The organism is Mesorhizobium sp. M1329, assembly GCF_040318035.1.
In the GTDB taxonomy this organism is placed as follows: domain Bacteria; phylum Pseudomonadota; class Alphaproteobacteria; order Rhizobiales; family Rhizobiaceae; genus Mesorhizobium.
This window is the reverse complement of the sequence record NZ_JAMYLN010000040.1, coordinates 1-25,858: the sequence shown is the minus strand read 5'-3', so window position 1 is coordinate 25,858 and position 25,858 is coordinate 1. Positions and strand designations below refer to the sequence as shown.

Genomic DNA, 25,858 nt, shown 5'->3' with positions numbered 1-25,858 from the left:
AAGCAATCGCGACGCACATTTCAAGGCCGGATCCATCGTGAACCGCACCATTCCGCTTATCCTGGCGGTCGCTCTATTCATGGAAAACATGGATTCGACCGTCATTGCGACATCCATGCCGGCGATCGCCATCGACATCCACACCACCCCGATCGCGCTCAAGCTGGCCTTGACCGCCTATCTGGTATCGCTGGCGATCTTCATTCCGATCAGCGGCTGGATGGCCGACCGCTTTGGGGCCAAGAATGTCTTCCGTGCCGCTATCGCCGTGTTCATCGTCGGTTCAGTCGCGTGCGCCATTTCCAATTCGCTGCCGGCTTTCGTGGTCTCACGCTTCCTGCAAGGCATTGGCGGCGCCATGATGACGCCGGTCGGGCGTCTGGTGCTGGTACGCGCGACGCCGAAAAGCGAACTCGTCGCCGCCATGTCGTGGCTGACCGTCCCGGCTCTGGTCGGCCCCCTGGTCGGCCCGCCGGTCGGCGGCTTCATCACGACCTATTTCTCCTGGCATTGGATTTTTCTGATCAATGTGCCGATCGGCCTGATCGGCATCTGGCTGGCCACGCGTTTCCTGCCGAAGACCGACCCTGCCGAGACACCGCCGCTCGATTTCATCGGCTTCGTGCTGAGCGGGCTGGCGGCATCCGGAATTGTGTTCGGCCTGTCGGTGGTCAGCCTGCCGGCTCTGCCGCCCGCTGCCGGCTTTATCACCGTTGCCGTCGGGCTGGCATCGGCGGTGCTTTACCTGCTGCACGGACGCCACGCCAAGAATCCGCTGCTGGCGCTCGAGCTGTTTCGCAATCGGGTGTTCCGCTCGTCGGTGCTCGGCGGCGGACTGTTCCGCATTGGCATCGGTGCCGTACCATTCCTGTTGCCGCTGATGTTCCAGATCGGTTTCGGGCTGACGCCGTTCCAGTCCGGCATGATCACCTTCGTCTCGGCAATCGGCGCCATGGGCATGAAATTCGTCACCGCGCTGATCTTCAGGGTCGCCGGCTTCCGCCGTGTGCTGATTTCAGGCTCGCTCATCGCCGCCGCGTCCATCGCCATCAACGGCCTGTTCACACCCGACACGCCCTATGGGCTGATCCTCGCCATGCTGCTCGCCGGTGGCTTCATCCGCTCGATGTTCTTCACCGGCACCAATGCGCTTGCCTACGCCGAGATTTCGGCCGCCGACACCAGCAAGGCGACGCCGATCACGGCGGTGTTCCAGCAGTTGGCGATCGCACTCGGCGTGGCGCTGGCCGGCGGCATCCTGGAAGTGTCGACCAAGATCCATGGCGGCCCGCTGACGCTGAGCGACTTCCACACCGCCTTCTTCATCGTAGCGGCGGTGTCGGCGGCGGCCTCGCTGTCGTTCATGCGGCTGGCGCCGGACGCCGGCAATGCCGTGTCGGGACATGGCCGACTGACGCCGCCGAAGACCCTGGAGCCGGTGAGCCCGCCGGGGCGTTGACCTTTGCTCGTGCTTAGGGACGCCGGAGGGACAGCGCCCCCCTCTGTCCTGCCGGACATCTCCCCCACGAGGGGGGAGATCGTGACATCGGCCTTCGCCAATGTTCAACGTTGCAGGATTAGACGGCGCGCCGAAGCTGCCAATCTCCCCCCTCGTGGGGGAGATGTCCGGCAGGACAGAGGGGGGCGCGAAGGATCGCTACAGAGCGATTTTCACGCCGCGCCGTTTCCGCCCTTAAAATCCTTCGCCAACAAATAAAGCTCTACCGACTCGTCGCGCGAGGCCGGCGGCTTGACGTGATGGACCGAGCGGAAATTCCGCTTCAGCCTCGCCAGCAATTCGTTCTCGGCGCCGCCCTGAAACGTCTTGGCGAGAAAATGCCCGCCCGGCTTCAGTACCGACAGCGCGAAATCGGCCGCCACCTCGCACAGATGCATGGTGCGGATGTGGTCGGTCCGCTTGTGGCCGGTGGTGGGTGCGGCCATGTCGGAGAGCACGATGTCCGGCTGGCCGCCCAGCGTCTCGGCCAGCATCTGCGGCGCCTGCGGATCGAGGAAATCCATCAGCAACACCGGCGCGCCCGGCACGGCGTCCATCTCGAGATAGTCGATGCCGACGACGTTCGGGTGTTCCGCGGTAGATTTCGTACGTGCTGCGGCGACCTGGCACCAGCCGCCGGGTGCCGCACCCAGGTCGATCACCTTCATGCCTGGCTTGAGCAAATGGTGCTTGTCGTCGATCTCGATCAGCTTGTAGGCCGCGCGCGAGCGATAGCCGTCGGCCTTCGAGCGCTGGACATAAGGATCGTTGATGTGGCGCTGCAGCCAGCGGCGCGACGATTCCTTCAGCCCGCTTTTCTTCTTGATCTTCGTCTTCAGCACGCGAATGCCGGCGGAGCTCGGTCTTTCCGGTTTCTTGGTCATTGCCGGCCTCGCCGCCAGACGCCATCATCGGCCATCAATTCGCTCAATATGCCCTCGCGCAGGCCGCGGTCGGCGACACGCAGCCGCTCCGACGGCCAGACGGCGCGGATCGCCTCCAATATTGCGCAGCCGGCCAGAACCAGGTCGGCGCGGTCGGCGCCGATGCAAGGGTTGGCGACGCGCTGCTGGAAATCCCAGCCGACCAGCTTTTCGACCATGCGGTCAACGCTGTTGCGATCCATCCACAGCCCGTCGACGCGGCGGCGGTCGTAGCGTTCGAGATCGAGGTGAACGCCGGCCAGCGTCGTCACCGTACCCGAGGTGCCGAGCAAATGGAATTTCGGGCTAGACAGGAGGTGGCTCAGACGGTCGCGCCCGTCGAAGGCACGCAGCCGTATTGCGACATCCTCGACCATGGCGCCAAAGATATCGCGCGTCACCGTGCGGCCGCCAAAACGCTCGGCCAGCGAGACGACGCCGACCGGCAGCGATGTCCATGAGACGATATGGTTGGCAAGCCTTGGCGAGCGGTGACCAGTGAGGTCGATCAGCGCGATTTCGGACGAGCCGCCGCCGATGTCGAACAGCACGACGCCTTGCGTGTCGCGCTCGACCAGCGAGCCGCAGCCCGACACCGCCAGCCGCGCCTCGGTCTGGCGGTCGATGATCTCGAGCTTCAGGCCGGCCTCGCGCTCGACGCGCTCGAGGAACTCGACGCCGTTGGCGGCGGTGCGGCAAGCCTCGGTGGCGATCAGCCTGGCCTTCCTGACCTTGCGGTTGCGCAATTTGTCACCGCAGATCTTCAGCGCTTCGACCGCGCGGTCCATTGCGGCGTCGCCAAGCCGGCCATTGGCGGTAAGGCCCTCGCCCAGCCTGACGATGCGCGAGAAGGCATCGATGACGCGGAACTGGCCATGACGCGTCGGCACCGCGACTAGCAGGCGGCAATTGTTGGTACCGAGGTCGAGTGCGGCAAATACCGGCAATTCCTGCAGCGGTGGCGGCGTGCGGGGACCTTGCCCCAGCCTTGGCGAGGCTGGAGGCAATTGCGTGATTGGAGATGGAGGCGCGATCGAAGCAGCTGGCTGGGGCTGGCGAGCGGCCGGGGGCGCGCCGGCGGCGGGCACCGAAGTGCCTGTTATTACCGGACGAGCCTCGTCGCGTGCGAAAACCTTGCGCCCGCGCCGACGCTTGCGCCGCTTCTTGGGTTTGCCGTTCTGATGAGGGCCGTTCTGACCCTTGTGATCGTGGGACGTGTCGCCAGCCTGTCCATTGCCGGACCGGGGCTGCACCTGACGGCCGTAGCGTCCGGCGGATGGGCTTGCCTGGCCGGGCGGCGGCGAACCCCTGGACACGCCCACTTCCGGCGCACCAGCGCCGGCTTCGTGGTCTTCCACTGTCGTTCCTTCCGGCGCCGCGCGAACCGAGACCGGACGCAGCAGGCGCTTTTACATGTTCAAGTTGCGGCCAGACTATCAGCGCCGGGCCGGATCACCAAGAGTGCTCGCGGCGAATTTTGCCGGCGGCGTTGTCTCGCCCCTGCCCTCGGCCCGATGATGGCGAGCGTTCCCGGTTGAATAGCCGGCTTCAATGAGGCATTTCTGAAATGGAGGGGTGAAACATTCGGGACCGCGGGCGGTTTGCCTGCTGCGAACCGGAAAACGGGTACGGGCTGCAACGCATGATCCTCACGCCATGAACTGGAGGCGCTATTTCTGGCCCGTCATCGGCATCGCCGCGGTGGTGTTCTCGCTGTGGCTGTTGCTGCACGAATTACGCGGCATCTCGCTCGACGACGTCTGGGCCGGCATAATCGCCATCCCGGCGCGCGGCTGGGTGCTGGCGGCGCTGAGCTCGGTCATCGCCTATGCCTCGCTCGCCGGCTACGACCACATCGCGCTGCTGCACATCGGCAAAAAAGTCTCGTGGCTGTTCGTCACCTTCTGCTCGTTCACCACCTACGCGCTGTCGCACAATATCGGCGGCTCGGTATTTTCCGGCGCAGTGATCCGCTACCGCGCCTACGGCACCAAGGGCCTGACCGGGCAGGATGTCGGCATTCTGGTGGCGATCTGCTGGATCACCTTCGTGCTGTCGACGCTGTTCGTCTCAAGCATCGTCCTGCTGCTCGAGCCTGAGGTGATCGACCGGTTTTCCGGCACGCCGCACCACAAGCTGTCGCAAGCGGCAGGGCTTGCCATGCTGCTCGTGGTGGCGGCCTATGTCTTCGGCAGCTGGCTGCATCTGAGGCCGCTGAGGATTGGCAGCTTTCAGCTGCACTATCCCGCGCTGCCGATCGTGGCGCGGCAATTGCTGGTCGGCCCGATCGAGCTGCTGGCCGCGGCGGCGATCATCTTCTTTGCCCTGCCCGCCACCGGCAATCCCGGCTATTTCATCGTGCTCGGCGTGTTCCTGGTGTCGTTCTCGATCGCGCAGATCTCGCATGCGCCGGGCGGGCTCGGCGTCTTCGAGGTGGTGTTCCTCGCCGGCTTGTCACATATGGACCAGGTCGGCGTGCTGGCGGCGCTCCTGGTATTCCGGCTGTTCTACCTGATCATCCCGCTGCTGATCGCGCTCGGCGTGGTGCTCTATTTCGAGCGCTCGCAATTCAGCCGGAGTGAGAGTTGAAGCGCCGGAAGCCGACGATTGAGCCTAGACACAGGGTTGACTATTTTCCGGCGGCGGCTACAAGGCACGCGCGGCGACATCGTCGCCCTGCCCGCGCGGTTTTCAACAACCGCGCCTGCTGGGGAATAGGTTAACGGTAGACCCACGGACTCTGACTCCGTTAGTCCTGGTTCGAATCCAGGTTCCCCAGCCAAACTGGATGCCCTGCGGACGATTGCGCTCACCACAGGACGGTGCCCGTCGAGCGAGTTTTTAGCAGCCCATTTCCGCAGCCTATTAATGTGCAACTTGGGAAGCTGCCGACATCAATTCCTCGGGATTCAGCGCTCTGAAGGTGTTGAGGCCATCCTCCAGAACTTCAGTGAAGTTCCAGCGTACGATGCCCGCCCGGTCGATTAGGAACTGACCGACAAGCTGCGCCTGGCTGGAAGCCATCGCCTGCTGATCGACTTCCGTAATCTCATATCCTTCCTTCTTGTTAAGAAATTCATTCATTGCCATGACGTCCATAGGCTCGGGCAACTCGCCCGGGAGATGGAACGGTATCGCCATGACCGTGTCCATCCCGACCTCGCGCAAGCCGAAAGCACGGTGCGAGGCGCGCTCCGGGTCGGATGCGGCGAGAAGATCGGGTGCCGGGTGGTAACGGAAATAGAGCCGCGCCCGCTCGACCGGCGTATTGACCACCGCCAGGCATTCGACGCCTTTCTCACGCAGGGCCGGCTTAAGTTGCGCCATCGCCGCGACATGGCGCCGGCAGAACGGACAGTGCAGGCCTCGGAACAAACCGATCAACAACGGGCTACGGCCTCGAAAATCATCGAGTGCGATCTTGCCTTCGCGTGAGATCGCATTGAGCACAACATTCGGTGCCCGGTCACCCGGCTGCAGCGGGCGGTCAACACTACTCGTGGACATGGACAACCTCCTCGCCCGGGTCAGTCAGGGAAAGCAGCACACCCACGTTTCGGAGGCGATCAAGTGCTGGGGGCGAAAGCTTCCTGTGCCAAGGCAATAGCTGTCGACCTCTGCCATATTGCCGAGGTCGAGATTACGCGCATTGCAAGCCCATCATAACACGAAAAAGCATCTGCGGGTCGCCGCCAAATGTGGTGAATGACCTCACGCGAGCGCACCCCCGAATGCTCTTGCGCTGAAGGTCAGGTTCCCGACCTCGATTTGGAGGTTCAAGTCTGCAACGCCCAAGGTCGCAACGGGTCGGTTCCGGACGATAAACGAAGGTCCGCTCCTGAAAAGCATCGGGAATGTCTGGAAATGGCGCAACAACGACGTCCAAGGTGGTCGCCGGCAACGTCCGCTATCGGGCAACAGCGAAGATCACCTCAACGGCCGACATGAGGCGCATAGCCGCCGTTCGCACGTAGAACTATAGGGTGGCTTTCGTGCTGATGTTCACGACCGGGGAGGCACCCGCGAGCCAGAAAGTCGATGCCTCCTCAAATGTTTCCTAAGACCGAATCTAATGCCCCAAATTGTCCCATAAGCGCCTGCAATTCGGGCTGAGGCGCGACCCAGAAAGTTCGAAAAGCTTCCAGGAATCCCAGCCATCTCTTTATTTAAGGGTGAGCCTTGCGAACCGCGCAATCGTTAGGGCCTCGCTTCCGCTCACCTGGCCGTAGAGGAGTCCCAAAGAAAATCTGGGCGAATTCCCGCTTTTATCAGAGTTCGGCCAAGTCTCCCCAATTGGCCCATAGCACCAACGTCGGGCTCCGTACCGGCGGTCCAACATTCCTGAAGCCCAATCAGCAGTTCCGTCAGGGCCTGATTGAAGGCGGCCGACATTGCTGCATCGGCCTTAGATTGGCTGAAATTATAGCTTTCGGGAAGGATGATATTAGGGCCGCTGAAAGCCCATTTCCCAGATGAGTCCCGAATTAGACCTTTCCCAAGGAATATCTGTTTGAACACGTAATAGTGCGCCAATAGCATTGCATCATCGGGAGGCTGGTCAGGCGAGCCTGGCGTTCCTTCTCCCTCGCCCTTAATTCTCGCAATCGCAAGTTGCGCGTCGGCGGCACTTCTGATCGGGCTCGCATCAGGCACGTCGACAAAAAAGGCATTCGGATCAAAGGTAGGATTCAGGGACGAAAAACCACTAGCTATTGCATCATAAAATTCACCAATTGTCGCCGGACCGGTCGACTTTCCCAGCGCAACAGGCGGAAATTCGGGATATTCGATCTGCATGAATACCGCCAACTGATCCATTGATAGCGGGTGGAGGTCGACCGGCAGCACCTGTGGAATACCGCCCGGCAACTCATCTGTAGGGTAGCTCGGAATAAACGTGGCGTTCGCGACATCGACTGCGCCGCCAATTGCTGTGAGCATGTTACCCGCCAACGCGAAGTGGTACATTTCTTGTACAACAATATCGTGAATCATGCCCCGAACACCGTCATGATCAGTTTTGATCGACCACTCAGCGCAAAGATAGGGTGGGATTGTAGAAAACTCTAGCTGCATGGCAATCTTCAATGCGGCCTGCAGCTCTTCTAGCGCAGAAATGCCCGTTCTTACATATTGCTCAATACTTTTCATTAATTATCTCCATGCTCGATGCTCCGCCGTTTCCCGGCACGGAGATCTCAATCCAAAGAAGTGCACTTCTCAGGCTGATCGGAATTACGGCGACAGTGCACTTTTACCATGTCGCCGCCGCCGCAGCATGGTGCACCTGCCGGCGTTCCAGGTCTGCCGCGTACCCAGCGCCGTACGGGCGGGCCAAGGTGTCTTCACGTCCGAGCACTATGTGTTCCACAAGAACTGCTCATCGAGTATTGCCGCGTCGTCGATGTCGCGGTTATCGGTGCACCCGTGGGCCGAGCATCGCCGGGCATCGGCAACACGTGAAACCCGGAAAACGAGGCACGCGGCGAAAAGAAAATAGTGCACTGTCACCGTAGTTTCACAGTAAACGTCGCTGAGAGGCCTCTGCTTGCTTTGTTCGGGCGCTGAAGCCGCTCGATGAGACAGAGGCTAGACCTCTGCAAAACCATTCTGGAATGCCCAGTTGCCGACTTTGTTACCAAGCTGGATGCCGTCCTCGCCATCCTGCCGCCAATGAACACCCAACCACACACGGCTGAAGGCATTTTCAAACTCAGCATCCTGCAAAGCCACGAATGAAAGCGGCAAATATCGCCGGGGTTTTGCGTCATTGACCCCTTTGTGCTTGCCGTTGAACTCATCTGACACGAGCACGAAGGGAGTATCGTCGCCGGTGTCCTTGAAAATCATCCGCAAAACCTGGAACAGCGCTCCCCCGAAAGTTGCATGGCCGGACGGGTACGCGGGGAAAGGAGGGGTAAAGTTGGCCTTCTTCGAATCCGTATTGGGCGATCCGAGCGGTTCCCACGTCGGGTCCGGCACATTGGATGCATCCCCCTTTGCATCCCCTTCCATTCCTGGCCAGCGAATGCCGGTTACTGGGCGCCAGTAGCGATGCGTGAATTTGGAATCCCAAGCCGCAATCGCTGCATCGGCCATTGCTGTGTTGCAAAGAGCCAATATCCTAGCCAATTCTGCGGGATCGGATATTTTTTTATCAGCGGTAATAGTCCTCACCAGCTGATTGTATAGACGTGGGGGCGCGCAGAGATTTGGCGTCCCGTCATAGCCCCAGAAGATTGCGCGGAACGTCTCACCCTTCTTTCGCGAGGTGTCCATCGGATAAACGCCCTTCTTTCCGATGTCCTTTACCTCGTCGAACGCCGCAATATACCGCGCATCGTTGAGTTTGGGCGGATCGGGGAGCCGGAACTGATCGCCTTTCATCAGCAAGAACGGTGTCACGTCTTTCCATTTAGCGCCGAGTGCCGTCTCAATCTTGCTGACAGGATCAATCGACCATTTTAGGGGCCCATTGTCCGGTGGCAGATCGGCGAATTTGATCTCTTGGTGGTTTGTCCCGTCATCCTTTCGTTTCTCGATGATGGATTTCGCCGCCGCCTGACCGATCTTGCGTCCAGCCCCAATGTCGATCTTGTCGCCCGTCGGTGATGTACCGGACATGCGGGCAATATCTCTGTCCAAGACACTGCGAACATCAGCTGCCTTGAACGGGTACAGGTGCGCGAGGGCATCATGCATAGCCTGGGCGATCGCACCGTCCAACGATGCGTCCGCAGGCGCTGATGGCGCGCTGCTGAAGCCGGTATAGCTCTGATATTTCTTCGAATTTGCGCTCTTGGGGAACGCATTGACTGCCTCAAAGACGGCTATCTGAGCAACTGCCATTGCGTATGAGGACCGATGCGGACCAAGCTGCTCACCAAACCGGCGCGGGTCCGGTGCACTCGAGCCGCCCCCGTCCAATTGGTCCGCGGCCGGGGTATGGTCGATCGCGGATATATTGAGCCCTACGTTGTTCCAGTAGTAGACCCGGTCAAGAGGCCCCTCCGGGAGAATCTCGGTATCGGTGATTGCAAAAAGATGGCGTCGCATCTCGTCCTGCGTTGCCAACAGATCTTCGAATTCCCTCCGGCTCGCATCATCAAGGTGTGTTTCCTGTCCATAGGCACTTGCGGCTACGGTAGTAAATCCCGCTGCCGGGAGCACTTTAATAAACGTACGACGGTCCATAATTTCCCCTCCCTGGATAACTAATTTCTTTAACTTCGGACGAAATTCGGATTTGATTTGAGCAGGCGAAAAGAAGTCTTAATCGCGTCAGCTCACAGTTTCGACATGCCACGGACTATGCCGTGCACGTGCACCAGTATATCGGTACTTGCCTTCGAATATTTAAGCATGAAGCGACTTGCCTCAGGCTTCTTTCACGCTCGATAAAAGGCAGCTTCGCCCCCGCCGAATCAGCAACGAATGCCCAATCCCAAGTATCGTCCGTACAGTCGCCAGCGCCGGCTCATTCACCTCGACATAAGCGACGATGTACCACTCGAATTACGGTAACGGTGCACTTTCTACCATGTCGCCCCGGGGCATAGTATACGTTTCCTGCGTTCCCGGTCTGCCGCATCCCCCAGCACCGTACGGGCGTGCCAAAGTGTTTTCACGCCCGAAGCCCATCCACAAAAACTGCTCATCGAGTATCGCCGCGTCGCCGATGTCACGGTTTTCGATCCACCCGTGGGCCGAGAGCATCGCCAGGCAAATCGGCAAAGCCGTGAAACGAACGAAGCAGGCGGCGAAAAGAAAATAGCGCACTGTCACTGTCATCGCGCGGGCTCATTGCGCACAATCTTAACAAGGTGACTAAGAAGAATGTCTGGACAAGCAAAAATGCACGCCGCGCTGGTTGAGTGCACTATTTCAGCGCCATACTGAACCCGGCATGATGCTTCACAGAGCCAGAATTGCTGTAGTGTATGCAGATCTTATCCCCCTTCCTCGTGGGGCTGGAGAACACCCCTTTGTTTATACAATCTTTCCCAAGCTCACATCTGTAGAATGACCCATGTTGTGTATCCAGCCTTGTCGTGCATCTCAGCTGTACGACTTCACTGCCCTTGGGCGCATCGGCACACAAGTCTTTCGCTTGGCCAGGATCCACAATGGCGATTGCACTGGAAATGGGTTCACCGTTTCGCAACCCGTAAGGCTCACCACACACAAGGTTGTCTGCGCCGAAAGTCGGACATACGGTGATCCCAATCCCAAACAGTGCCCAAAACGCGAGAGAGGCGCGGGTTAGCCGAGTTTCCATAAGCGTAATCCCTCCTTCAATGGCTATTGCTGCTCACATCCTACAATTGCAAATGAATAGTAATCTGTACCCTCCCCGCGGGTGCATCCAACATACGCGCGATCTCCTGCCGAGACCGTGTTTATGTCGTTGCGAAAAAAAGATCCATTCTTTGTCATCGTGGAAGTTATTTTATAAGTATGATCGCGTGAATTATTCTTTTGATATGCCGAGTCTCCAAAAGTCCCTACCCCACAGTCACGGCGTGTATATTCAATATAGCAGGGGTCGGCGTTGGCCTGGCTGTACGCCGCAAGCATGACAGCAAAAGATCCAATCAATACTTTCATCGTCTAAGTTCCTCATCAAGTTCACGTAATGTGGTGGTTGCACAATATTCAAAATCGGCAAGCACATCCTACACATTATTGCCGAAGCTCACCCCGGTGGAGGCAAGCACTCCAGTCGAAGACCGCTTTTTCGGCCTAGCCGGCCGGTTTGGTCGACCTAGGCTGCGTTACCAAGCCTCAGAGCGTTATCAATGAACGGCAATTGAATCCCACGCCTCACAAGCAACGAATGCCCAATCCCAAGTATCTTCCGCACACTCGCCAGCGCCGCCTCGTTCACCTCGATATACGCGACGATGTACCACTCGCCGTTTTCTTCCCTGGCCATGCCCATCGGCTCGGCGCGCCACTTCAGCGCGCCGTGGTGCGGCATGAAGTAGGTTTCCTGGACGCCGCCGACGGCGCTGAGTCCCTCGTCGAGTGCGTATTCCATCACCGCGCAGCACAGCTGCGTCAGCGTTCCCCTCAGTCCGGCAGTTCGCTTGTCGGGAACGACGAATGTGCGGGTCCATTCGGCCCAATCGGGACGCCTTGGGACGCCCGATTTTTCGCACATGTGAGAAAAAACCTCCGAGACCATGTGCGGCTCGCTCGTTGGGATCAATCGAGCCGAAGTCACTACGCGATCGTCTTCAATGCCCAGCAGGTATGTCGCCGCGTCTGTATCGAATTGATCCAGCTCGCGACCATCCGGGCTCGGAGGGCGCCAACGTTTTTGATGCACGAAGAAATCGTGCCGCCGGCGCAGAAATTCGTCGAATTCATTTTCGTAGAGATGCTTGTTATGCGCGTTGACTACGTGGGCTGTTATCATGGCGCGATCCCCCGATCGTTCTCACCGGTGATATTTGCAGCCTCGCTAATGTACGTCACCTGTCCGATGGGACAGTTGACGCGTTTAGGGGTGGATCAGGCGCCGGCGCACCGCTTCGACGACCGCTTGCGTGGTCGTTGCGACGCCAAACGCTTCCCTGGCACGGGTGGAGTGCCATTTGACGGTGCGCTCGGTCAGACCGAGGATCTGGGATGTTTCCGACGAGGTCTTGCCGGCCGCGGCCCAGAGCAGCACCTCTTTCTCACGGTCGGTCAGCATGCCTTCATCGTCATCATAGTCATCCGCCAAGGCCTGGATCGACATGCCGGCATACACCGCCATCGTCACCAGTTGCACTTGATGGCGCGGCGAAAGGGTGCAGGACTTCGCCGAAGAGGCAAACGACAGCACGGATTGCCAATGGTGAATGCTGAGCATTGGCACAGCGAAGCCGCTCCAGATGCCGAACTCCGTCGCCTCGCCGGCGACCCGTCGTGAACCTTCCGTATCCGACCACTTTGCCGGAACTTCGGACCAAAGGAACGGCTTCAGGGTCTTTGCCGAGTAGATGCAAACACCGTCGACCGCGGCGTGCTCGGCCTCGACATAGCGTTCGAACCAGCCGGCCGGCCAGCCATTCAGTTCGACCATCGGTGCAAGTTTCTGGCCACTGAGCGGAACCCCGCTCAGGATAAGGTGCTCGAAGCCGAGATTCCTCACGGTATCAAGAAGGTCGCTCAGCAGCGGCCCGGTGGCTGTATGTTTCCTGCAGCGTTCGACAAAGTCGAACACGTCTGAATCGATCATGACAGAGACCCCCGTCTCCACGCCCGAAAACAAAGTTTAACTCAAATTAGCGACTTCGAATACTCCCAATAAGTGTGTCCGCCACGCAGGACGCGTGCACCAAAATCAGCTAAATCAGCCGGATCGTGATCAGCAAAGCAGGACCAGAACGCATGACGCCATCACTGCCGAAACGAAACGAGCCGTTCCGGGCCGGCGAGACCGCGCTGCTCTTAGTCGACATGCAGCGCGTCTGGCTGGAGCCCGGCGCAGATCCGGCGCATCCGGAGCACGGTCCCGATCACTATTTCTACCGGCAGACGGCGTCGCAAACGATCCCCAACCAGGAGCGCCTGCTGGCCGCGGCGCGGGCCAACGGCGTCGAGGTGATCCACACCATCATCCAGAGCCTGACAGAAGACGGCCGCGACCGCTCGCTCGACCACAAGCTGACGCCGATCCATATCGCGCCGAGCCGGCCGGAGGGCCTGCCGGTGCCGTCGCTGACACCGGTCGGCGACGAGATCATGCTGCCGAAGACATCGTCGGGCGTCTTCAACTCGACCAACATCGACTATGTCTTGAAAAACCTCGGCGTTCGCTACCTGATCGTCGCCGGCATCATGACCGACCAGTGCGTCGACATGGCGGTGCGCGATGCCGCCGATCGCGGCTACCTCGTCACCTGCGTATCGGACGCTTGCGCCGCCGCCTCGCAGGAGCGCCATGATGGCGCGCTCAAGGCCTTCGGCGGCTATTGCTGGGTCGCCGACACCGCCATCGTTACTGCCCGTTTCGAAGCCTTGGGAAAAGCTGCATGACCGTCGAACCGCTCGTTGCCGTCGTCACCACCGACCTTTCGGCGATCACGCGCGGCCGCTCGGTCGTCGAAAGCAGGCTGCAGAAGATCGCTGCGACCGGTGTCGGCTGGCTGCAGGCCAACCTGTCGCTGACGCCGTTCAATTCGATCGTCGACCCCAATCCGTGGGGCTCGTCAGGCGATGTGCGGCTCGTTCCCGATCTCAACGCACGGTTCCGCACGGCGCTGACCGGATCGGCGACGCCGTTCGACATGGTCGCCGGCAACATCGTCGAACTCGACGGCGGCCCGTGGGTGGGCTGCACGCGGACCATGCTGAGCGATGCGCTGGCGGAATTGAGGGCGGCGACCGGGCTTTCGGTCATCGCCGCCTTCGAGCATGAATTCCACATCGAGGGCGACTTTGGCCCGGCTCATTCGATGTCGTTAGCCGCATTGCGCCGCACCGATCCGTTCGCCGCCAATCTGATGGCGGCGCTGGCGGAAGCCGGCGTCGCGCCCGAAGTGGTGATCGCCGAATTCGGCACCGACCAATTCGAGGTGACATGCGAGCCAGCCGATGCGCTTGCCGCGGCCGATCGCGCAGTCGCCATCCGCGAGATCGCGCGCGAAGTCGCGCGATGTGCCGGCTGGCGGGCGAGCTTCGCGCCAAAAATCGCGCCGGATGCCGTCGGCAACGGCGTCCACATCCATTTCAGTTTCGTCGACGAGGCCGGCAAGCCGGCGACCTACGACCCCGCCCAGCCTGGCGGCCTTTCCGGCCAGACCGCTTCGTTCTGCGCAGGCGTGCTCCGCCACCTGCCCGCAATCACCGCCATGACGGCGGCGAGCGTGTCGTCCTACTACCGGCTGAAACCGCACAGCTGGAGCTCGTCCTACACCTGGCTTGCCGACCGCGACCGCGAGGCGAGCCTGCGCATCTGCCCGGCGGTGACGATCGGCGGGCGCGATCCGGCGCGGCAGTACAACATCGAATACCGGGCAGCCGACGCCACCGGCAATCCCTATCTGTCGCTGGCGGCAATCGTGCGCGCCGGGCTGGAGGGGCTGAAGGCCAAGCTGCCGGCGCCGCCGCTGGTCTCGGGCGACCCGACGCAGATGAGCGTTGCCGAGCGCAAGAAGCTAGGGCTCGTACGGCTGCCGGAAACGCTGCCTGCGGCACTCGACGCGCTGGTCGCCGACAAGACCGTGACCGGATGGTTCGCGCCGGTGTTCGTCGAGACCTTTGTCGGCCTCAAGCGGCATGAGACCGAGCGCCTTGCCGGGCTTGATCCAGTGGCTGTCTGCGATGTCTACCGGACGCTCTATTGATGGCTGCGCGGCTTGCCAGTGCCATCCAGCCTCAGGGTTGGCCACCCGCCGTCGAAGCGATCAACGAAACGGGCCGTTCCGATATCGTTCTGATATGCGAGCATGCGTCCAATCATGTTCCGGCCGAGTATGCGAGGCTCGGTCTCGACAGCAGCGATTTGCAGCGCCACATCGCCTGGGACATCGGCGCCGCCGAAGTGACCCGCGCTCTGTCGAAGCTGCTCGATGCTCCGGCTTTCCTCAGCTCCTATTCGCGGCTTTTGATCGATCTCAACCGGCCGCTTGGTTCCAGCGGCAGCATTCCGGTGCTGTCGGAAGACACCGGCATCCCCGGCAATGTCGGCCTCGATCCTGAGGAACGAAGCCGGCGCGCCAAGATCATGTTCACGCCGTTTCATGACCGCGTGGCCGCCCACCTAGACGAGCGGGCGAAGCAGGGCAGAGCGACGCGGATCGCGACGATCCACTCCTTCACGCCGGTCTTCCTCGGTATTGCGCGTGCCTGGCATGCCGGCGTGCTTTACGACCGGGCAATCGACTTCGGCCAGGCAATGCTTGCCGGCCTGCGCGCCGATAGTGCGCTCAATGCCGCGGCAAACGAGCCCTACGTGATCAGCCGCGACGGCGACTACGCCATACCGGTCCATGGCGACGATCGCGGCATTCCGGCCGTCCTCATCGAGATCAGGCAGGACCTGCTGGCGGGCCGCTCCGGCATCGAGGAATGGGCGAAGCGGCTGGCCGCAGCGTTGCCGGCGCAGCGGAGGAAGACTTCCTGAACAAGTTCGGCTTCCCGATGCGATGAAGGCGGCCAGATCCCTTGCCGCTATGAGAAGATTTGCGACAGTTCTTCGACGCTGGTGCCTTCCTTGACCTGACGCAGCTCGACATAGCTTACCGCAGTAGCAATCGACATCACCATCGACGTTACGCTCGTCACCAATGCGTCCACGACAGCACCTACCATCCCTCCTCCAAACAGGGCGATTGCGGCGCCAAGCGCCAACTGAATGGTCACCACGGCGATGATCAGGATAAGGAACAGGCCGAACAGCGCCCAGCGGCTTCCCTTGGTCAGATCGCGGCTGCGCGCCATGCTGCCGAATACGCCGAGCCGCTCTTGCACCAACGCTGGCACTGCGACCGACCAGCGGAGCGCCAACATGATGCCAGGCACGATAAGCAGCATAAAACCGATGCCCGCGCCCAAACCGACCAGCAGAGCAATCGCGAGTGTCGGCAACAGAAAGGAGACCGCTTTCGCGATGCAATCACCGAACGAAGGCTGCTTGCCATTCAAGTCCTCGATGGTTGCACGCACCAGCGATGCCTGGAGCAACAATGAAAGAATGTAGGAAACCAGCCCGAAGCCTATCGCGACGCTGGAATAGCTCCACACGAAAATTGGCTCAATCGAGGCAGGCACCGGGGTAACCATTGCGAGCCGAGTCAAAACCCAAAGCTGAAAAACAAGTGTTGGCAGGCCCGAAAATACCGCGGCAAGCCCCAGGCAGAGCCCTGCATTGCGGCCAATGACCGCAAAGCTATTGTTGAACACCCGGCCAATCTGGAATTTCTCAGGCCGTTCCAGTGTCACTGATGTCATGATGCTTCCCCCTGCCTCACCGCCACATGGCTGGCGGCCCCGCTGGTAAATCTGCCAAGATTGGTGGTCGCCGTCCAGCCCACTTGCAATTCTTGTGCTGCATTGTCAGTGTCGGCTGGGAACCACAGGTTGCAGGGGAGCGGGTGGCGTTGGCACAGCCAGGCACAGCGGAAGCCGAACGGCTGACCAATCTGCACAAGCAGCTGATCGCCGATGCGTCGATCCAGTTCGACCTGCCGGCCTATGTGCCGCCGAAGCCGCCCGAGTGGCTGAAGCCGCTGCAGGACTTTTTGTCGTGGCTCGGCCCCTACATGATCTATCTGTTCTGGGGGGCGGTGATATCGGGCGTCGCAATCATCCTGCTTTTGGTCTTCCTCGAGGTGAAAGGCATCGCCTGGCGGCTGCCGTGGCAGCGCGCTCGGCCCGAGGCCGAAACCGAAGAGACCTGGCGCCCAGACGCCAGCGCCGCGCAGGTCCTGCTATCTCAAGCGGATGCGCTGGCCGTGCGCGGCGACTATGACGAGGCGGTTCACCTTTTGCTTCGGCGCAGCGTCGCCGATATTGCCGGCCGGCTGCCGGACTTCCTGCGCCCGTCGCTCACCGCGCGCGACATCGCCAATGCCCCTTCCCTGCCGGGAAGGGCACGCCATGCGTTTACCGAGATCGCCCGCATTGTCGAGGCGGCGCTGTTCGCGCGCCGGCCGGTCGGCGCGGAAGGCTGGCGGCAAGCACGCGGCGCCTATGAACGTTTCGCCTTCCGGGATGCCTGGACGTGAGTGCACCAGCGGTCGAGGCACAGGAGCCATTCAATCGAAGGACACTGTTTTGGGGGATTTTCGCCAGCCTGCTTGCGGCGGCCGGTTTCTTCCTGCTGTCCACCTATGCCCCCGATTTCCGGCAGCCCGGCAATGGCGGCGCCACGCCGCTGTCGAAAAGCGGCGTCGGCTACGCCGGCCTGGCGGAATGGCTGCGGCTCACCGGCGAAGCGCCCTTGATGGCGCGGACCGAGGACGATCTCGGCACCGACATGCTGCTGATCGTCACCATTTCGCCCGACAGCGATCCGGAGGCGCTCGACCACATCCTGAAACTTCGCCAGGACCAGAACACGCTCTTCGTGCTGCCCAAATGGCAGATCCTGCCGCTCCAGGGGCATGAAGGCTGGAACATGAAATTCGGGCGATTGCCCGGTTCGGTGGTGAACGAATGGCTTGGCCGCATTGCCGATGCGAAGATCGGTGCTGGCCAGGGCACGGCAAAGCAACTCGACATCGAAGGCAACATGGTTGCCGCACCCGAAGAATTGCAGTGGGTGGCCGACAAGTACCCTCTCATCGCAGCCGGCAATGACAAGGCTGTGCTTACCGAACTAGACGACAAGCCGTTCTACATCCTGACCGACCCCGACCTGATCAACAACGCCGCTCTCAAGGATCCCGAAAAGGCAGCAGCCGCGCTCGGGCTGATTGCCTTGCTCCAACCCGACGACGGCCCGGTGATGTTCGATCTGACGCTGCACGGCGCGGGGCGAAAGTATGATCTGGCCAAGCTCCTGGTCGAGCCGCCGTTCCTGGCGCTGACACTGACGATCCTGATCGCTGCGGCGCTGGCGTTCCTGCATGGCCTTGGCCGGTTCGGGCCGCCGCGCGCCGACCAGCGCGCGATTGCCTTCGGCAAGCGTGCGCTGGTCGATACGCCGGCGATGCTCATGCGGCGGGCCGGCCGGCTGGACGAGCTGGGAGGCCGCTATGCGGCCTTGATGCGGGTACGCGCCGGCGCGCTGCTCGGGGCACCGCAAGGGTTGCAAGGCAAAGCGCTCGACCACTGGCTCGACTCTCGCGATAAGGAGCAAGCTGGCGGTTTCACGACGCGTTCGCAAGCCGCCGGCGAGGCGAAGAACCTGACGCAGATGCAACAGGCAGCAGAACGGCTGCACGACTGGACGGCAAGGAGGCTCGGTGAACGTCGATGATGTGAAGGCCCTGGCGACACGGATCAGGGAAGAAGTGGCCAAGGCGATTACCGGGCAGCGCGATACGGTCGACCTGATGCTGACCGCCTTGTTTGCGGGCGGGCATATCCTGCTCGAAGGTCCGCCCGGCACGGCCAAGACCATGACCGCACGCTGCTTCGCCCAGGCGCTTGGGATCGCCTACGGGCGGATCCAGTTCACGCCGGACCTGATGCCCGGCGATATCGTCGGGTCGAACATCTACAACTTCCAGACCGGGCAGTTCACGCTGACGCGCGGCCCGATCTTCTGCGATCTCCTGCTTGCCGACGAAATCAACCGCACGCCGCCCAAGACACAGGCCGCACTGCTCGAGGCGATGCAGGAGCATGCGGTCACCTTCGACGGCACCACGCATTCGCTCGGTCGCAATTTCATGGTCGTCGCGACCCAGAATCCGATCGAGCACCAGGGCGTCTATCCCCTGCCCGAGGCGCAGCTCGATCGCTTCCTGTTCAAGCACCGCGTCAGCTATCCCGGTCCCGAGGAAGAACGGGCAATCATCGTTCATCACGGCGGCGGCTCCGCCTCGCACGACATCGCGCAATATGGCATCAAGGCACAGACTAACCGCGAGACGCTGCAAGAGGCCCTTGAAGTCGTCGGCTCCGTCACCCTCATCGACGATGTCGTCGGTTACATAGCGGCGCTGGTTCGGGCTACGCGCGAAAATGCCGATCTCGAAGTCGGAGCCAGCCCGCGCGCCGGCGCCATGCTGGCGCGGGCGGCGCGTGCCCGGGCGGCGCTGGACGGACGCGCCTATGTGATCCCCGACGACGTCAAGGCGTTGGCAGTGCCGGCGCTGCGCCATCGCGTCATCCTTTCGCCTGCCGCACAGATCGATGGCCGCCTGGTCGAGCAGATCGTCTCCGACCTGGTCGACCAGACGGAAGCACCACGTTGATCTATCCCAGCGGCCGAGCGGTATGGGCAGCGGCGGCCGGCGCGGTGCCGGCCTTCCTGGTCGCGCTGGCACTGCCGTCGTTCTGGTATCTGGGATTGCTGTGGAGCTGCCTGCTGCTTGCCTTCCTGGCGGTGGATGCCGCGGCCGGACGCGGACGGGCATCACTGAATGCCAGCATCGACGCGCCGCAGCAGGTCGGTGTCGGCGGCGAGTTCGGCGTGCAAATCGCCGCCCGTCACTCGGGGCCGCGTGCAGCGGAGGCTCGCGTCGGACACGATGCGCGTCTGGCGCCGGTAGACGGCAGCGGCGGGGCCTTGCAGCCGACCGTCGGAGGTGGGTCGCTCTACCTGCGCTTCCAGGCGCTGCGGCGCGGCGTCGCCAGCTTCGACCGTCTCTGGGTGCGCTGGCACGGGCCGTTCGGGCTGGTCTGGAACCAGGTCGTGCTGCCGGTGGAAAGCAAGGTTGCGGTGCTGCCCGACGTCAGCAGCGCCCGCGGCGAGGCGATCACGCTGCTGCAACATGCGGCGCTTGCCGAAGGCCATGCGCAGCGCCGCGCCGGTCAAGGCCGCGAGTTCGACGCGCTCAAGGATTACCAGCCGGGCATGGGCCGGCGCATGATCGACTGGAAGCGCAGCGCCCGCCACGGCAAGCTTTTGGCGCGCGAGTTCCGCATCGAGGAGAACAACAACATCGTGCTGGCCATCGATAGCGGACGCCTGATGTGCGAGCCGGTCGACGGTGTGCCGAAGGTGGACCGGGCGGTGACGGCCGCCTTGCTGTCGGCATTCATCGCGCTGAAGGGCGGCGACATGGTCAGCCTGTTCGGCTTCGATGCAAGGCCGCGCGTTTCAAGCGGGGCGGTACGCGGCCCCGCCAGCTTTGCGATGATCCAGAAACGGGCGGCCGAGATCGACTATTCCAGCGAGGAGACCAACTTCACGCTGGCGTTGACGACGCTGGCGGCGAGGCTTGACCGCCGCTCGCTGGTCATCATCTTCACCGATTTCGTCGATCCGATCAGCGCGGAATTGATGCTGCGCACCGTGGGCCGGCTCACCGAACGGCATCTCGTGCTGTTCATGATGATGAAGGACACCGAGCTGGAAGGCCTGGCCGACATGCCGCCACGCTCCGGCGAGGACGTTGCCCGCGCTATCGTTGCCGGAGGGCTCTTGCGCGAAAGGCAGGTCGTCATCGGCCGCCTGCGCCTGCTCGGGGCACATGTGATCGAAGCTGACCACAACCGGCTCGGTCCCGCGCTGGTCGAGCACTATCTGCAGTTCAAGCAGGAGGATTTGCTGTGACGGCGCCGGTAGCCGGCAATGCGGTGCGCGGCGATGCGGTACGCCAGTCGCTGGCCAGCTTCCGCCGCGAGCGCGAGGCCGACTGGAAAGCATTCGAGGCACTGCTCGCGCGTGTCGAGAAGCGTGCGCCGCGAACGCTTTCCGAAGAGGAGCTGCTGTCGCTGCCCCTGCTCTACCGATCGGCGCTGTCTTCTCTTTCCGTGGCACGGGCGACCTCGCTCGACAACGCGCTGGTAGCCTATCTCGAAGCGCTGTCGTTGCGCGGTTATTTCTATCTCTATGGCGCACGCCGTGGGCTGCGGCAGCGCCTCGCCGATTTCTTCCTGCACGACTGGCCCGAAGCCATTCGCGACCTGTGGCGCGAGACATTGGTTTCGGTTGCGCTGATGGTGATCGGCATTGGTGCAGGCGCCTGGCTGGTGGCATCCGACAAGAGCTGGTTCGACGCGATCATCCCGCCCGGCCTGGCAGGAGGCCGCGGCCCCGACACCTCGGCCGAACTGCTGCGCGGCATGCTTTATGATGGCGACAATGGCTTTCTCTCAGGCTTTGCCGCCTATCTGTTCACGCACAACGTCCAGGTCGCAATCCTGGCCTTCGCCCTTGGCTTCGCCTTCGCGGTGCCGACGGTGCTGCTGATGCTGTTCAATGGCTGCATGATCGGGGCGTTGTTCCAAGTCTATTGGTCCAAAGGGCTTGGCATGGAGCTCGGCGGGTGGCTGGCCATCCACGGCACCACCGAATTGTTCGCAATCTCTTTGGCCGGCGCGGCGGGCATGCGCATCGGCACCAGCATCGCCTTTCCCGGCGAATTGACACGCATGGCGGCAGCGGCTCGCGCCGGACGCATCGCCGCGAACGCCATGGTCGGGGTCTCGATCATGCTGCTGTTTGCCGGGCTGCTCGAGGGCATTGGCAGGCAGACCATCACCAGCGACGTCACGCGCTACGCCATTGGCGGTGGCATGCTGGCGCTGTGGATCGGTTATTTCTATCTGTTCCGGGCGGTGCGGCATGGCGATCGTTAAACGCGCCGCCTTCGCGGCTATACGGCCGCTGATCACGCCCGAAGGCGTCGATCTCCGGATCAGGCTGGCCGACGCCGGCACGCGGGCCTCCGCCTTCCTTCTCGACATCGTGTTCATCGCCGTGGCTGCAATCGTGATCACGATCGTCGCGCTGTTCGGGGTGGGCGGCCTTGGCAGCGAGGGATTTCAGCCGCTCTTCGTCGTCTGGATCATCCTGATCTTCTTTCTGCGCAACGCCTACTTCATCGTCTTCGAAGCGGGCCGGCGCGCGGCTACGCCCGGCAAGCGGATCGTCGGCATCCGGGTCGCGTCGCGCAGCGGCGACGGCCTGTCGATCGACCAGGTCATCGCCCGCAACCTGATGCGCGAGATCGAGGTGTTCCTGCCGCTGTCGATCATCGCCGGACGCAGCGGGACCGACCTTGCCGACACGCTGACGACGGTCTTCGGACTGGTGTGGACGCTGCTGTTTGCCTTGTTCCCGCTGTTCAATCGCGACCGCATGCGGATCGGCGATCTGCTGGCGGGGACCTGGGTGGTCGAAGCGCCGAAGCGTGCCTTGCTTGAAGATCTGTCGGCCCGGCAGGATCCGGCGGCCGGCGCCTTCCGGTTCAGCCACGCCCAACTCGATGCCTACGGAATTGCCGAACTCCACAAGCTGGAGGAGGTGCTGCGCCGCGACGACTATTTCGCATTGCGGACGGTGGCCGAAACGATCGGACGCAAGATCGGCGCGGCACCCCAGGCCCATGACGCACGCGCGTTCCTGACGGCGTATTACGGGGAGTTGCGGGCGCATCTCGAACGCAAGCTCCTGCTGGGCAACCGGAGGGCCGACAAGCACGCGCGTTAGCAACGCTCCACGGGGCTGTCATGAACACATCTCTATCCGAGCTTGAACTTCAACAGATGGAAGCCCGAGTTGCCGCGGCCCAGGCTGGCCCGTGGAAATCGTGGGTCGAGGGCCGGGATTTTTCCGGAGGATCGAATTTCGTCCAAACCGGCCAAGGACCGGATAGAGGTGAAGACATCGAAATGACTGGCGCGACGATTGCCGACCAGGATTTCATTGCCGCCGCTCGCCAGGACATCCCTCGCCTGATCGCCGAAGTCCGCAGGCTACGTGGAATTGCTAATCGCACGAATTGAATTCGTGGTCCTTTTTTCGACAATCCTGCCGACTCTTCTGCCCTACCCCACCCACTTCTCGTAGTCGGACACCAGCAAATGCAGCGGTGCTGTGTTCTCGTCGATGTCCGCGAAGCGGCCGATCGGTTCGCGGAAGACGTTGTCGGTTAGATCGTCGTTGACGGTCGAAACCTCGCCGATCAGCACGTCCTTGCCCTCGGCCCAGAAGGCGTGCCAGACACCCGGCAGCAAAGTGACGCTCTGGCCCGGGTCGAGCTTCAGCAGTCCACCCGCGGGCAGCCTGTGGATGGTTCCGTCGACAGGCACCGATACTTCGGCCTTCGGATCGATGCCGCCATCGCGATCGTGCATGAACAACTCCAGCACCAGTTTGCCGCCGCCACGGTTGATGATGTCTTCGGCCTTGATGTTGTGGCGATGCATCGGCGACAACTGGTCCTTGCGCGAGATCATGATCTTCTCGGCATAGAGCATGCCCATGCCCTTCTTCATGTCCTCGTAGCGGCCGTTGCGGACGGTGAACAGGAACAGGCCGAGTTCGTCGAATTTCTCCTGGCCGTAATCGGTGATGTCCCAGCCGAGCCGGGAGGAGAAGATGGCCGACGAATCCTGCCGGCGCGCCTTCATCTCTTCGGGGCTCCAGTAGGCGAAGGGCGGCATGATGTAGCCGAACGAGCGGATGAAGGCGTCGGCGTCACGGATGATGTCGTTGATGGCGGAGCGTTTCATAATCGTGGTTCCTTCCCGTCGCTTTTCGAGGCGCTAACGCAATAGCCGAACGTCAATCCGGTGTCGATGCAAACTGCTGTCGCTGGCCTCATGACATGCGGTCCGATCAGGGCCATAAGGTCAACCAATTTTCCGATGGTGAGACCATGCGCAGCATAGACGACCTCGATACGCCGGCGATCCTGATCGACGCCGGCCGCGCCGAAGCCAATATCGCGCGGGCGCAGGCCCATGCCGACCGGCACGGGCTGAAGCTCCGGCCGCACATCAAGACCCACAAGCTGCCCTACTGGGCGAAGAAGCAGGTCGCGGCCGGCGCCATCGGCATCACCTGCCAGAAGATCGGCGAGGCCGAAATCATGGCCGATGCCGGACTGACCGACATCTTTCTGCCCTACAATATCCTCGGGCGGGCCAAGCTGGAGCGCCTCAAGGCGCTGCATGACCGCGTAACCCTGTCGGTGACAACCGACAGCATGGACACGCTGATGGGACTTGCCGCCACCTTTACCGATCCCGGCCACCGCCTGCCGGTGCTGGTCGAATGCGACACCGGCATAGGCCGCTGCGGTGTGCAGTCGGCCGGCGAGGCAGTCGCGCTGGCGAGCGAGATCGGCAAGGTCCGAGGGCTCGTCTTCGGCGGCTTGATGACCTACCCGGGGGCGGGCCGCGCCGCCGAGACCGAGGCATGGCTCGCCGATGCGCAGCAAGCGCTTGCCGCATCCGGCCTTGAATGCCAGCGCATCTCCAGCGGCGGCACGCCCGACATGTGGCGTTCCGGCGAGGATAGCGTCGTTACCGAATACCGCCCCGGCACCTACATCTATCTCGACCGCTACCAGGTCGCCAAAGGCGTCGGCAGTCTCGACGATTGCGCATTGACGGTACTGTCGACGGTGGTCAGCCATCCAACGCCGACACGCGCCATCCTCGACGCCGGCAGCAAGGCCCTGTCCAGCGACACGCTGGGGCTCGCCGATTTCGGCGAGCTGCTGGGCATTTCAGGCGCAAGTGTGACCAGCCTCAGCGAAGAGCACGGCAACGTCACACTTTCGGGCGGCGCCGAGCTTCGCATCGGCGAGCGCGTGCGCGTCGTGCCCGACCATTGCTGCGTCGTCACCAACCTGTTCGACGAGGTGCATCTGATCGAAGGCGACAAGGTGATCGAGACGCTGCCGGTCGCGGCGCGCGGGCGGATGCAATGAGTAATTTTGCAATCCACTGGGAATACGGAATCGACGACGTAAGAAAGTTTGAGCTTCGTCAAAAAGAATGGTGCAGCGACGTCTATGTCGTTTCGAGCGAGCGGATTTATCGCTTCGAATTCATTTCAAAACAACGCCTGATGCAGGAGGCATCTGATTCCATATCTCGGGCAGGATACCATCACGTAGACAGAGATACTTTTGTTCTAGGCGATTTTTCCTACGAGGAAATTGTGAGAACTCTGGAGAGCCTGAGATCGACCGGATACTTTGACAGAAAGCCAGACTGACAAGGGCACCCGGGACGGTGTTAGCCGGTCGGCGTCTACTACCGCTCGGCCTGCCTTGCCGCGACGCGGCGCATCGAAATGACGCGGCGGCGCCGGATCTCGGTGCGCATCGCCATCAGATGCAGCGCAAAGAACAGGACTGTGAAGCCGACGGCCATGACCAGCAACGGCCACAACAGGCTCGGATCGATGGTCGGCCCACCAAGCCGGAACACCGAAGCCGGCTGATGCAGCGTGTTCCACCAGTCGACCGAAAATTTGATGATCGGGATGTTGATGAAGCCGACCAGGGTGATGATGGCGGCGGCCCAGGCGGCGCGCCCGGCATCGTCTAGCGCGCGGGTCAGCGCGATGATGCCGAGATACATCAGGAACAGGATGAAGACCGAGGTCAGCCGGGCGTCCCACACCCACCAGGTGCCCCACATCGGCTTGCCCCAGATCGAACCGGTGATCAGCGCAAGGGCGGTGAAGACGGCGCCGATCGGTGCCGCCGATTTCAGCGCCACGTCGGCCAGCGGATGGCGCCAGACCAGCGTGCCAAGCGCCGAGACCGCCATCAGCGTGTAGCACATCATGGCAAGCCAGGCGAAAGGCACGTGGATATACATGATGCGCACGGTGATGCCCTGCTGGAAATCCTCAGGCGCCGTGAAGCTCATATAGAGACCGACAGCGAGGATTATGGCGGCCACGCTCGCCAGCCACGGCACGACCTTGTCGGCCAGCCCGACGAACCGCGTCGGGTTGGCAAGGTCCATCCAGCCGGAGAGGCGTGAAGTCGTGTCGCTCATGCGGCTTTACATAGACCGCCGGCGGAGTTGCGGCAACCACAGCGGCGGGGGGGGGGGGGGGGGGGGGCGGGGGGGCGGG

The 25,858-nt window shown here is 61.9% G+C and carries 26 protein-coding genes and 1 tRNA gene; 15 read left to right on the top strand and 12 right to left on the bottom strand.

What is annotated here, in order from left to right; all coding sequences use genetic code 11:
- Positions 1-37 precede the first annotated feature (37 nt).
- A complete protein-coding gene (locus tag NKH21_RS28510; protein WP_352662896.1) occupies positions 38-1,459 on the top strand; it encodes an MFS transporter in 1,422 nt (473 codons plus the stop codon).
- A gap of 212 nt (positions 1,460-1,671) precedes the next feature.
- Here the strand turns inward: NKH21_RS28510 and NKH21_RS28500 are convergent, their stop codons facing one another.
- Both NKH21_RS28500 and NKH21_RS28495 read right to left on the bottom strand, forming a co-directional pair.
- Positions 1,672-2,382: an RlmE family RNA methyltransferase gene (locus NKH21_RS28500; RefSeq protein ID WP_352662899.1), complete on the bottom strand. Its 711-nt coding sequence runs from the start codon at positions 2,380-2,382 to the stop codon at positions 1,672-1,674.
- Positions 2,379-3,779 (bottom strand): Ppx/GppA phosphatase family protein, encoded by a 1,401-nt coding sequence (locus NKH21_RS28495; RefSeq protein ID WP_352662902.1) that lies wholly within the window; start codon positions 3,777-3,779, stop codon positions 2,379-2,381. The genes NKH21_RS28500 and NKH21_RS28495 overlap by 4 nt, the downstream gene beginning before the upstream one ends.
- Positions 3,780-4,077: 298 nt before the next feature.
- Between NKH21_RS28495 and NKH21_RS28490 the strand changes: the two genes are divergently transcribed.
- A complete protein-coding gene (locus NKH21_RS28490; protein ID WP_352869188.1) occupies positions 4,078-5,010 on the top strand; it encodes a lysylphosphatidylglycerol synthase domain-containing protein in 933 nt (310 codons plus the stop codon).
- 119 nt (positions 5,011-5,129) lie between these two features.
- Positions 5,130-5,203: transfer RNA gene (locus NKH21_RS28485), tRNA-Gln, on the top strand.
- 83 nt (positions 5,204-5,286) lie between these two features.
- On the opposite strand, the gene NKH21_RS28480 is transcribed toward NKH21_RS28485, so the two are convergent.
- The 7 genes from NKH21_RS28480 to NKH21_RS28450 all read right to left on the bottom strand — a co-directional run bounded on the left by NKH21_RS28480 (position 5,287) and on the right by NKH21_RS28450 (position 12,649).
- Positions 5,287-5,928, bottom strand: coding sequence for a peroxiredoxin-like family protein (locus tag NKH21_RS28480; protein ID WP_127206661.1), 642 nt, complete (start codon positions 5,926-5,928; stop codon positions 5,287-5,289).
- A 708-nt stretch (positions 5,929-6,636) separates the two neighbouring features.
- Positions 6,637-7,572, bottom strand: a complete 936-nt coding sequence (locus tag NKH21_RS28475; protein ID WP_352662908.1) for a ferritin-like domain-containing protein — start codon at positions 7,570-7,572, stop codon at positions 6,637-6,639.
- A 438-nt stretch (positions 7,573-8,010) separates the two neighbouring features.
- Positions 8,011-9,615, bottom strand: coding sequence for a vanadium-dependent haloperoxidase (locus NKH21_RS28470; protein WP_352662911.1), 1,605 nt, complete (start codon positions 9,613-9,615; stop codon positions 8,011-8,013).
- Between the two features lie 321 nt (positions 9,616-9,936).
- Complete coding sequence (locus NKH21_RS28465; protein WP_352662914.1) at positions 9,937-10,212, bottom strand: hypothetical protein; 276 nt, start codon at positions 10,210-10,212, stop codon at positions 9,937-9,939.
- Between the two features lie 510 nt (positions 10,213-10,722).
- On the bottom strand, positions 10,723-11,028 hold the full coding sequence (locus NKH21_RS28460; RefSeq protein ID WP_352662917.1) for a hypothetical protein: 306 nt from the start codon (positions 11,026-11,028) through the stop codon (positions 10,723-10,725).
- A 157-nt stretch (positions 11,029-11,185) separates the two neighbouring features.
- Positions 11,186-11,842: an acyl-homoserine-lactone synthase gene (locus NKH21_RS28455; protein ID WP_352662920.1), complete on the bottom strand. Its 657-nt coding sequence runs from the start codon at positions 11,840-11,842 to the stop codon at positions 11,186-11,188.
- 84 nt (positions 11,843-11,926) lie between these two features.
- The gene (locus NKH21_RS28450) at positions 11,927-12,649 is read right to left on the bottom strand and encodes a LuxR family transcriptional regulator (RefSeq protein WP_352662923.1); all 723 of its coding nucleotides are present in this window, start codon (positions 12,647-12,649) and stop codon (positions 11,927-11,929) included.
- Positions 12,650-12,801: 152 nt separating this feature from the next.
- Between NKH21_RS28450 and NKH21_RS28445 the strand changes: the two genes are divergently transcribed.
- Genes NKH21_RS28445 through NKH21_RS28435 form a run of 3 tightly spaced genes read left to right on the top strand, consistent with a single transcriptional unit; the run spans position 12,802 to position 15,538 of the window.
- Positions 12,802-13,449: a cysteine hydrolase family protein gene (locus NKH21_RS28445; protein WP_352662926.1), complete on the top strand. Its 648-nt coding sequence runs from the start codon at positions 12,802-12,804 to the stop codon at positions 13,447-13,449.
- Complete coding sequence (locus NKH21_RS28440; protein WP_352869182.1) at positions 13,446-14,759, top strand: type I glutamate--ammonia ligase; 1,314 nt, start codon at positions 13,446-13,448, stop codon at positions 14,757-14,759. The genes NKH21_RS28445 and NKH21_RS28440 overlap by 4 nt, the downstream gene beginning before the upstream one ends.
- On the top strand, positions 14,759-15,538 hold the full coding sequence (locus tag NKH21_RS28435; protein WP_352662932.1) for an N-formylglutamate amidohydrolase: 780 nt from the start codon (positions 14,759-14,761) through the stop codon (positions 15,536-15,538). Before NKH21_RS28440 ends, NKH21_RS28435 begins: the two co-directional genes overlap by 1 nt.
- Before the next feature lie 47 nt (positions 15,539-15,585).
- On the opposite strand, the gene NKH21_RS28430 is transcribed toward NKH21_RS28435, so the two are convergent.
- Positions 15,586-16,365 carry a hypothetical protein gene (locus NKH21_RS28430; RefSeq protein WP_352662935.1) on the bottom strand — a complete coding sequence of 260 codons (780 nt, stop codon included), beginning with the start codon at positions 16,363-16,365 and terminating at the stop codon, positions 15,586-15,588.
- Positions 16,366-16,508: 143 nt separating this feature from the next.
- On the opposite strand from NKH21_RS28430, the gene NKH21_RS28425 reads away from it, so the two are divergent.
- The 7 genes from NKH21_RS28425 to NKH21_RS28395 are packed head-to-tail and all read left to right on the top strand — an operon-like array spanning position 16,509 to position 22,761.
- Complete coding sequence (locus NKH21_RS28425; protein WP_352869179.1) at positions 16,509-17,141, top strand: DUF4129 domain-containing protein; 633 nt, start codon at positions 16,509-16,511, stop codon at positions 17,139-17,141.
- Entirely contained in the window at positions 17,138-18,337 is a 1,200-nt protein-coding gene (locus NKH21_RS28420; RefSeq protein WP_352869176.1) for a DUF4350 domain-containing protein, read from the top strand. Before NKH21_RS28425 ends, NKH21_RS28420 begins: the two co-directional genes overlap by 4 nt.
- Complete coding sequence (locus NKH21_RS28415) at positions 18,324-19,280, top strand: AAA family ATPase (RefSeq protein ID WP_352869173.1); 957 nt, start codon at positions 18,324-18,326, stop codon at positions 19,278-19,280. The genes NKH21_RS28420 and NKH21_RS28415 overlap by 14 nt, the downstream gene beginning before the upstream one ends.
- On the top strand, positions 19,277-20,584 hold the full coding sequence (locus NKH21_RS28410) for a DUF58 domain-containing protein (protein WP_352662945.1): 1,308 nt from the start codon (positions 19,277-19,279) through the stop codon (positions 20,582-20,584). The genes NKH21_RS28415 and NKH21_RS28410 overlap by 4 nt, the downstream gene beginning before the upstream one ends.
- Positions 20,581-21,612 (top strand): stage II sporulation protein M, encoded by a 1,032-nt coding sequence (locus tag NKH21_RS28405; protein ID WP_352869171.1) that lies wholly within the window; start codon positions 20,581-20,583, stop codon positions 21,610-21,612. Before NKH21_RS28410 ends, NKH21_RS28405 begins: the two co-directional genes overlap by 4 nt.
- Positions 21,599-22,465 carry an RDD family protein gene (locus NKH21_RS28400; RefSeq protein ID WP_352662951.1) on the top strand — a complete coding sequence of 289 codons (867 nt, stop codon included), beginning with the start codon at positions 21,599-21,601 and terminating at the stop codon, positions 22,463-22,465. The genes NKH21_RS28405 and NKH21_RS28400 overlap by 14 nt, the downstream gene beginning before the upstream one ends.
- A 20-nt stretch (positions 22,466-22,485) precedes the next feature.
- Complete coding sequence (locus NKH21_RS28395) at positions 22,486-22,761, top strand: hypothetical protein (protein ID WP_352662954.1); 276 nt, start codon at positions 22,486-22,488, stop codon at positions 22,759-22,761.
- A 42-nt stretch (positions 22,762-22,803) separates the two neighbouring features.
- Here NKH21_RS28395 and NKH21_RS28390 read toward each other — a convergent pair whose 3' ends face one another.
- On the bottom strand, positions 22,804-23,490 hold the full coding sequence (locus NKH21_RS28390) for a D-lyxose/D-mannose family sugar isomerase (RefSeq protein WP_352662957.1): 687 nt from the start codon (positions 23,488-23,490) through the stop codon (positions 22,804-22,806).
- Between the two features lie 146 nt (positions 23,491-23,636).
- Here NKH21_RS28390 and NKH21_RS28385 point away from each other — a divergent pair, with 146 nt between their 5' ends.
- Positions 23,637-24,695, top strand: a complete 1,059-nt coding sequence (locus NKH21_RS28385) for a D-TA family PLP-dependent enzyme (RefSeq protein ID WP_352662960.1) — start codon at positions 23,637-23,639, stop codon at positions 24,693-24,695.
- Positions 24,692-24,985 carry a hypothetical protein gene (locus tag NKH21_RS28380; protein ID WP_352869166.1) on the top strand — a complete coding sequence of 98 codons (294 nt, stop codon included), beginning with the start codon at positions 24,692-24,694 and terminating at the stop codon, positions 24,983-24,985. The genes NKH21_RS28385 and NKH21_RS28380 overlap by 4 nt, the downstream gene beginning before the upstream one ends.
- A 38-nt stretch (positions 24,986-25,023) precedes the next feature.
- On the opposite strand, the gene NKH21_RS28375 is transcribed toward NKH21_RS28380, so the two are convergent.
- On the bottom strand, positions 25,024-25,779 hold the full coding sequence (locus NKH21_RS28375) for a heme ABC transporter permease (protein WP_352525380.1): 756 nt from the start codon (positions 25,777-25,779) through the stop codon (positions 25,024-25,026).
- Between the last annotated feature and the right edge of the window lie 79 nt (positions 25,780-25,858).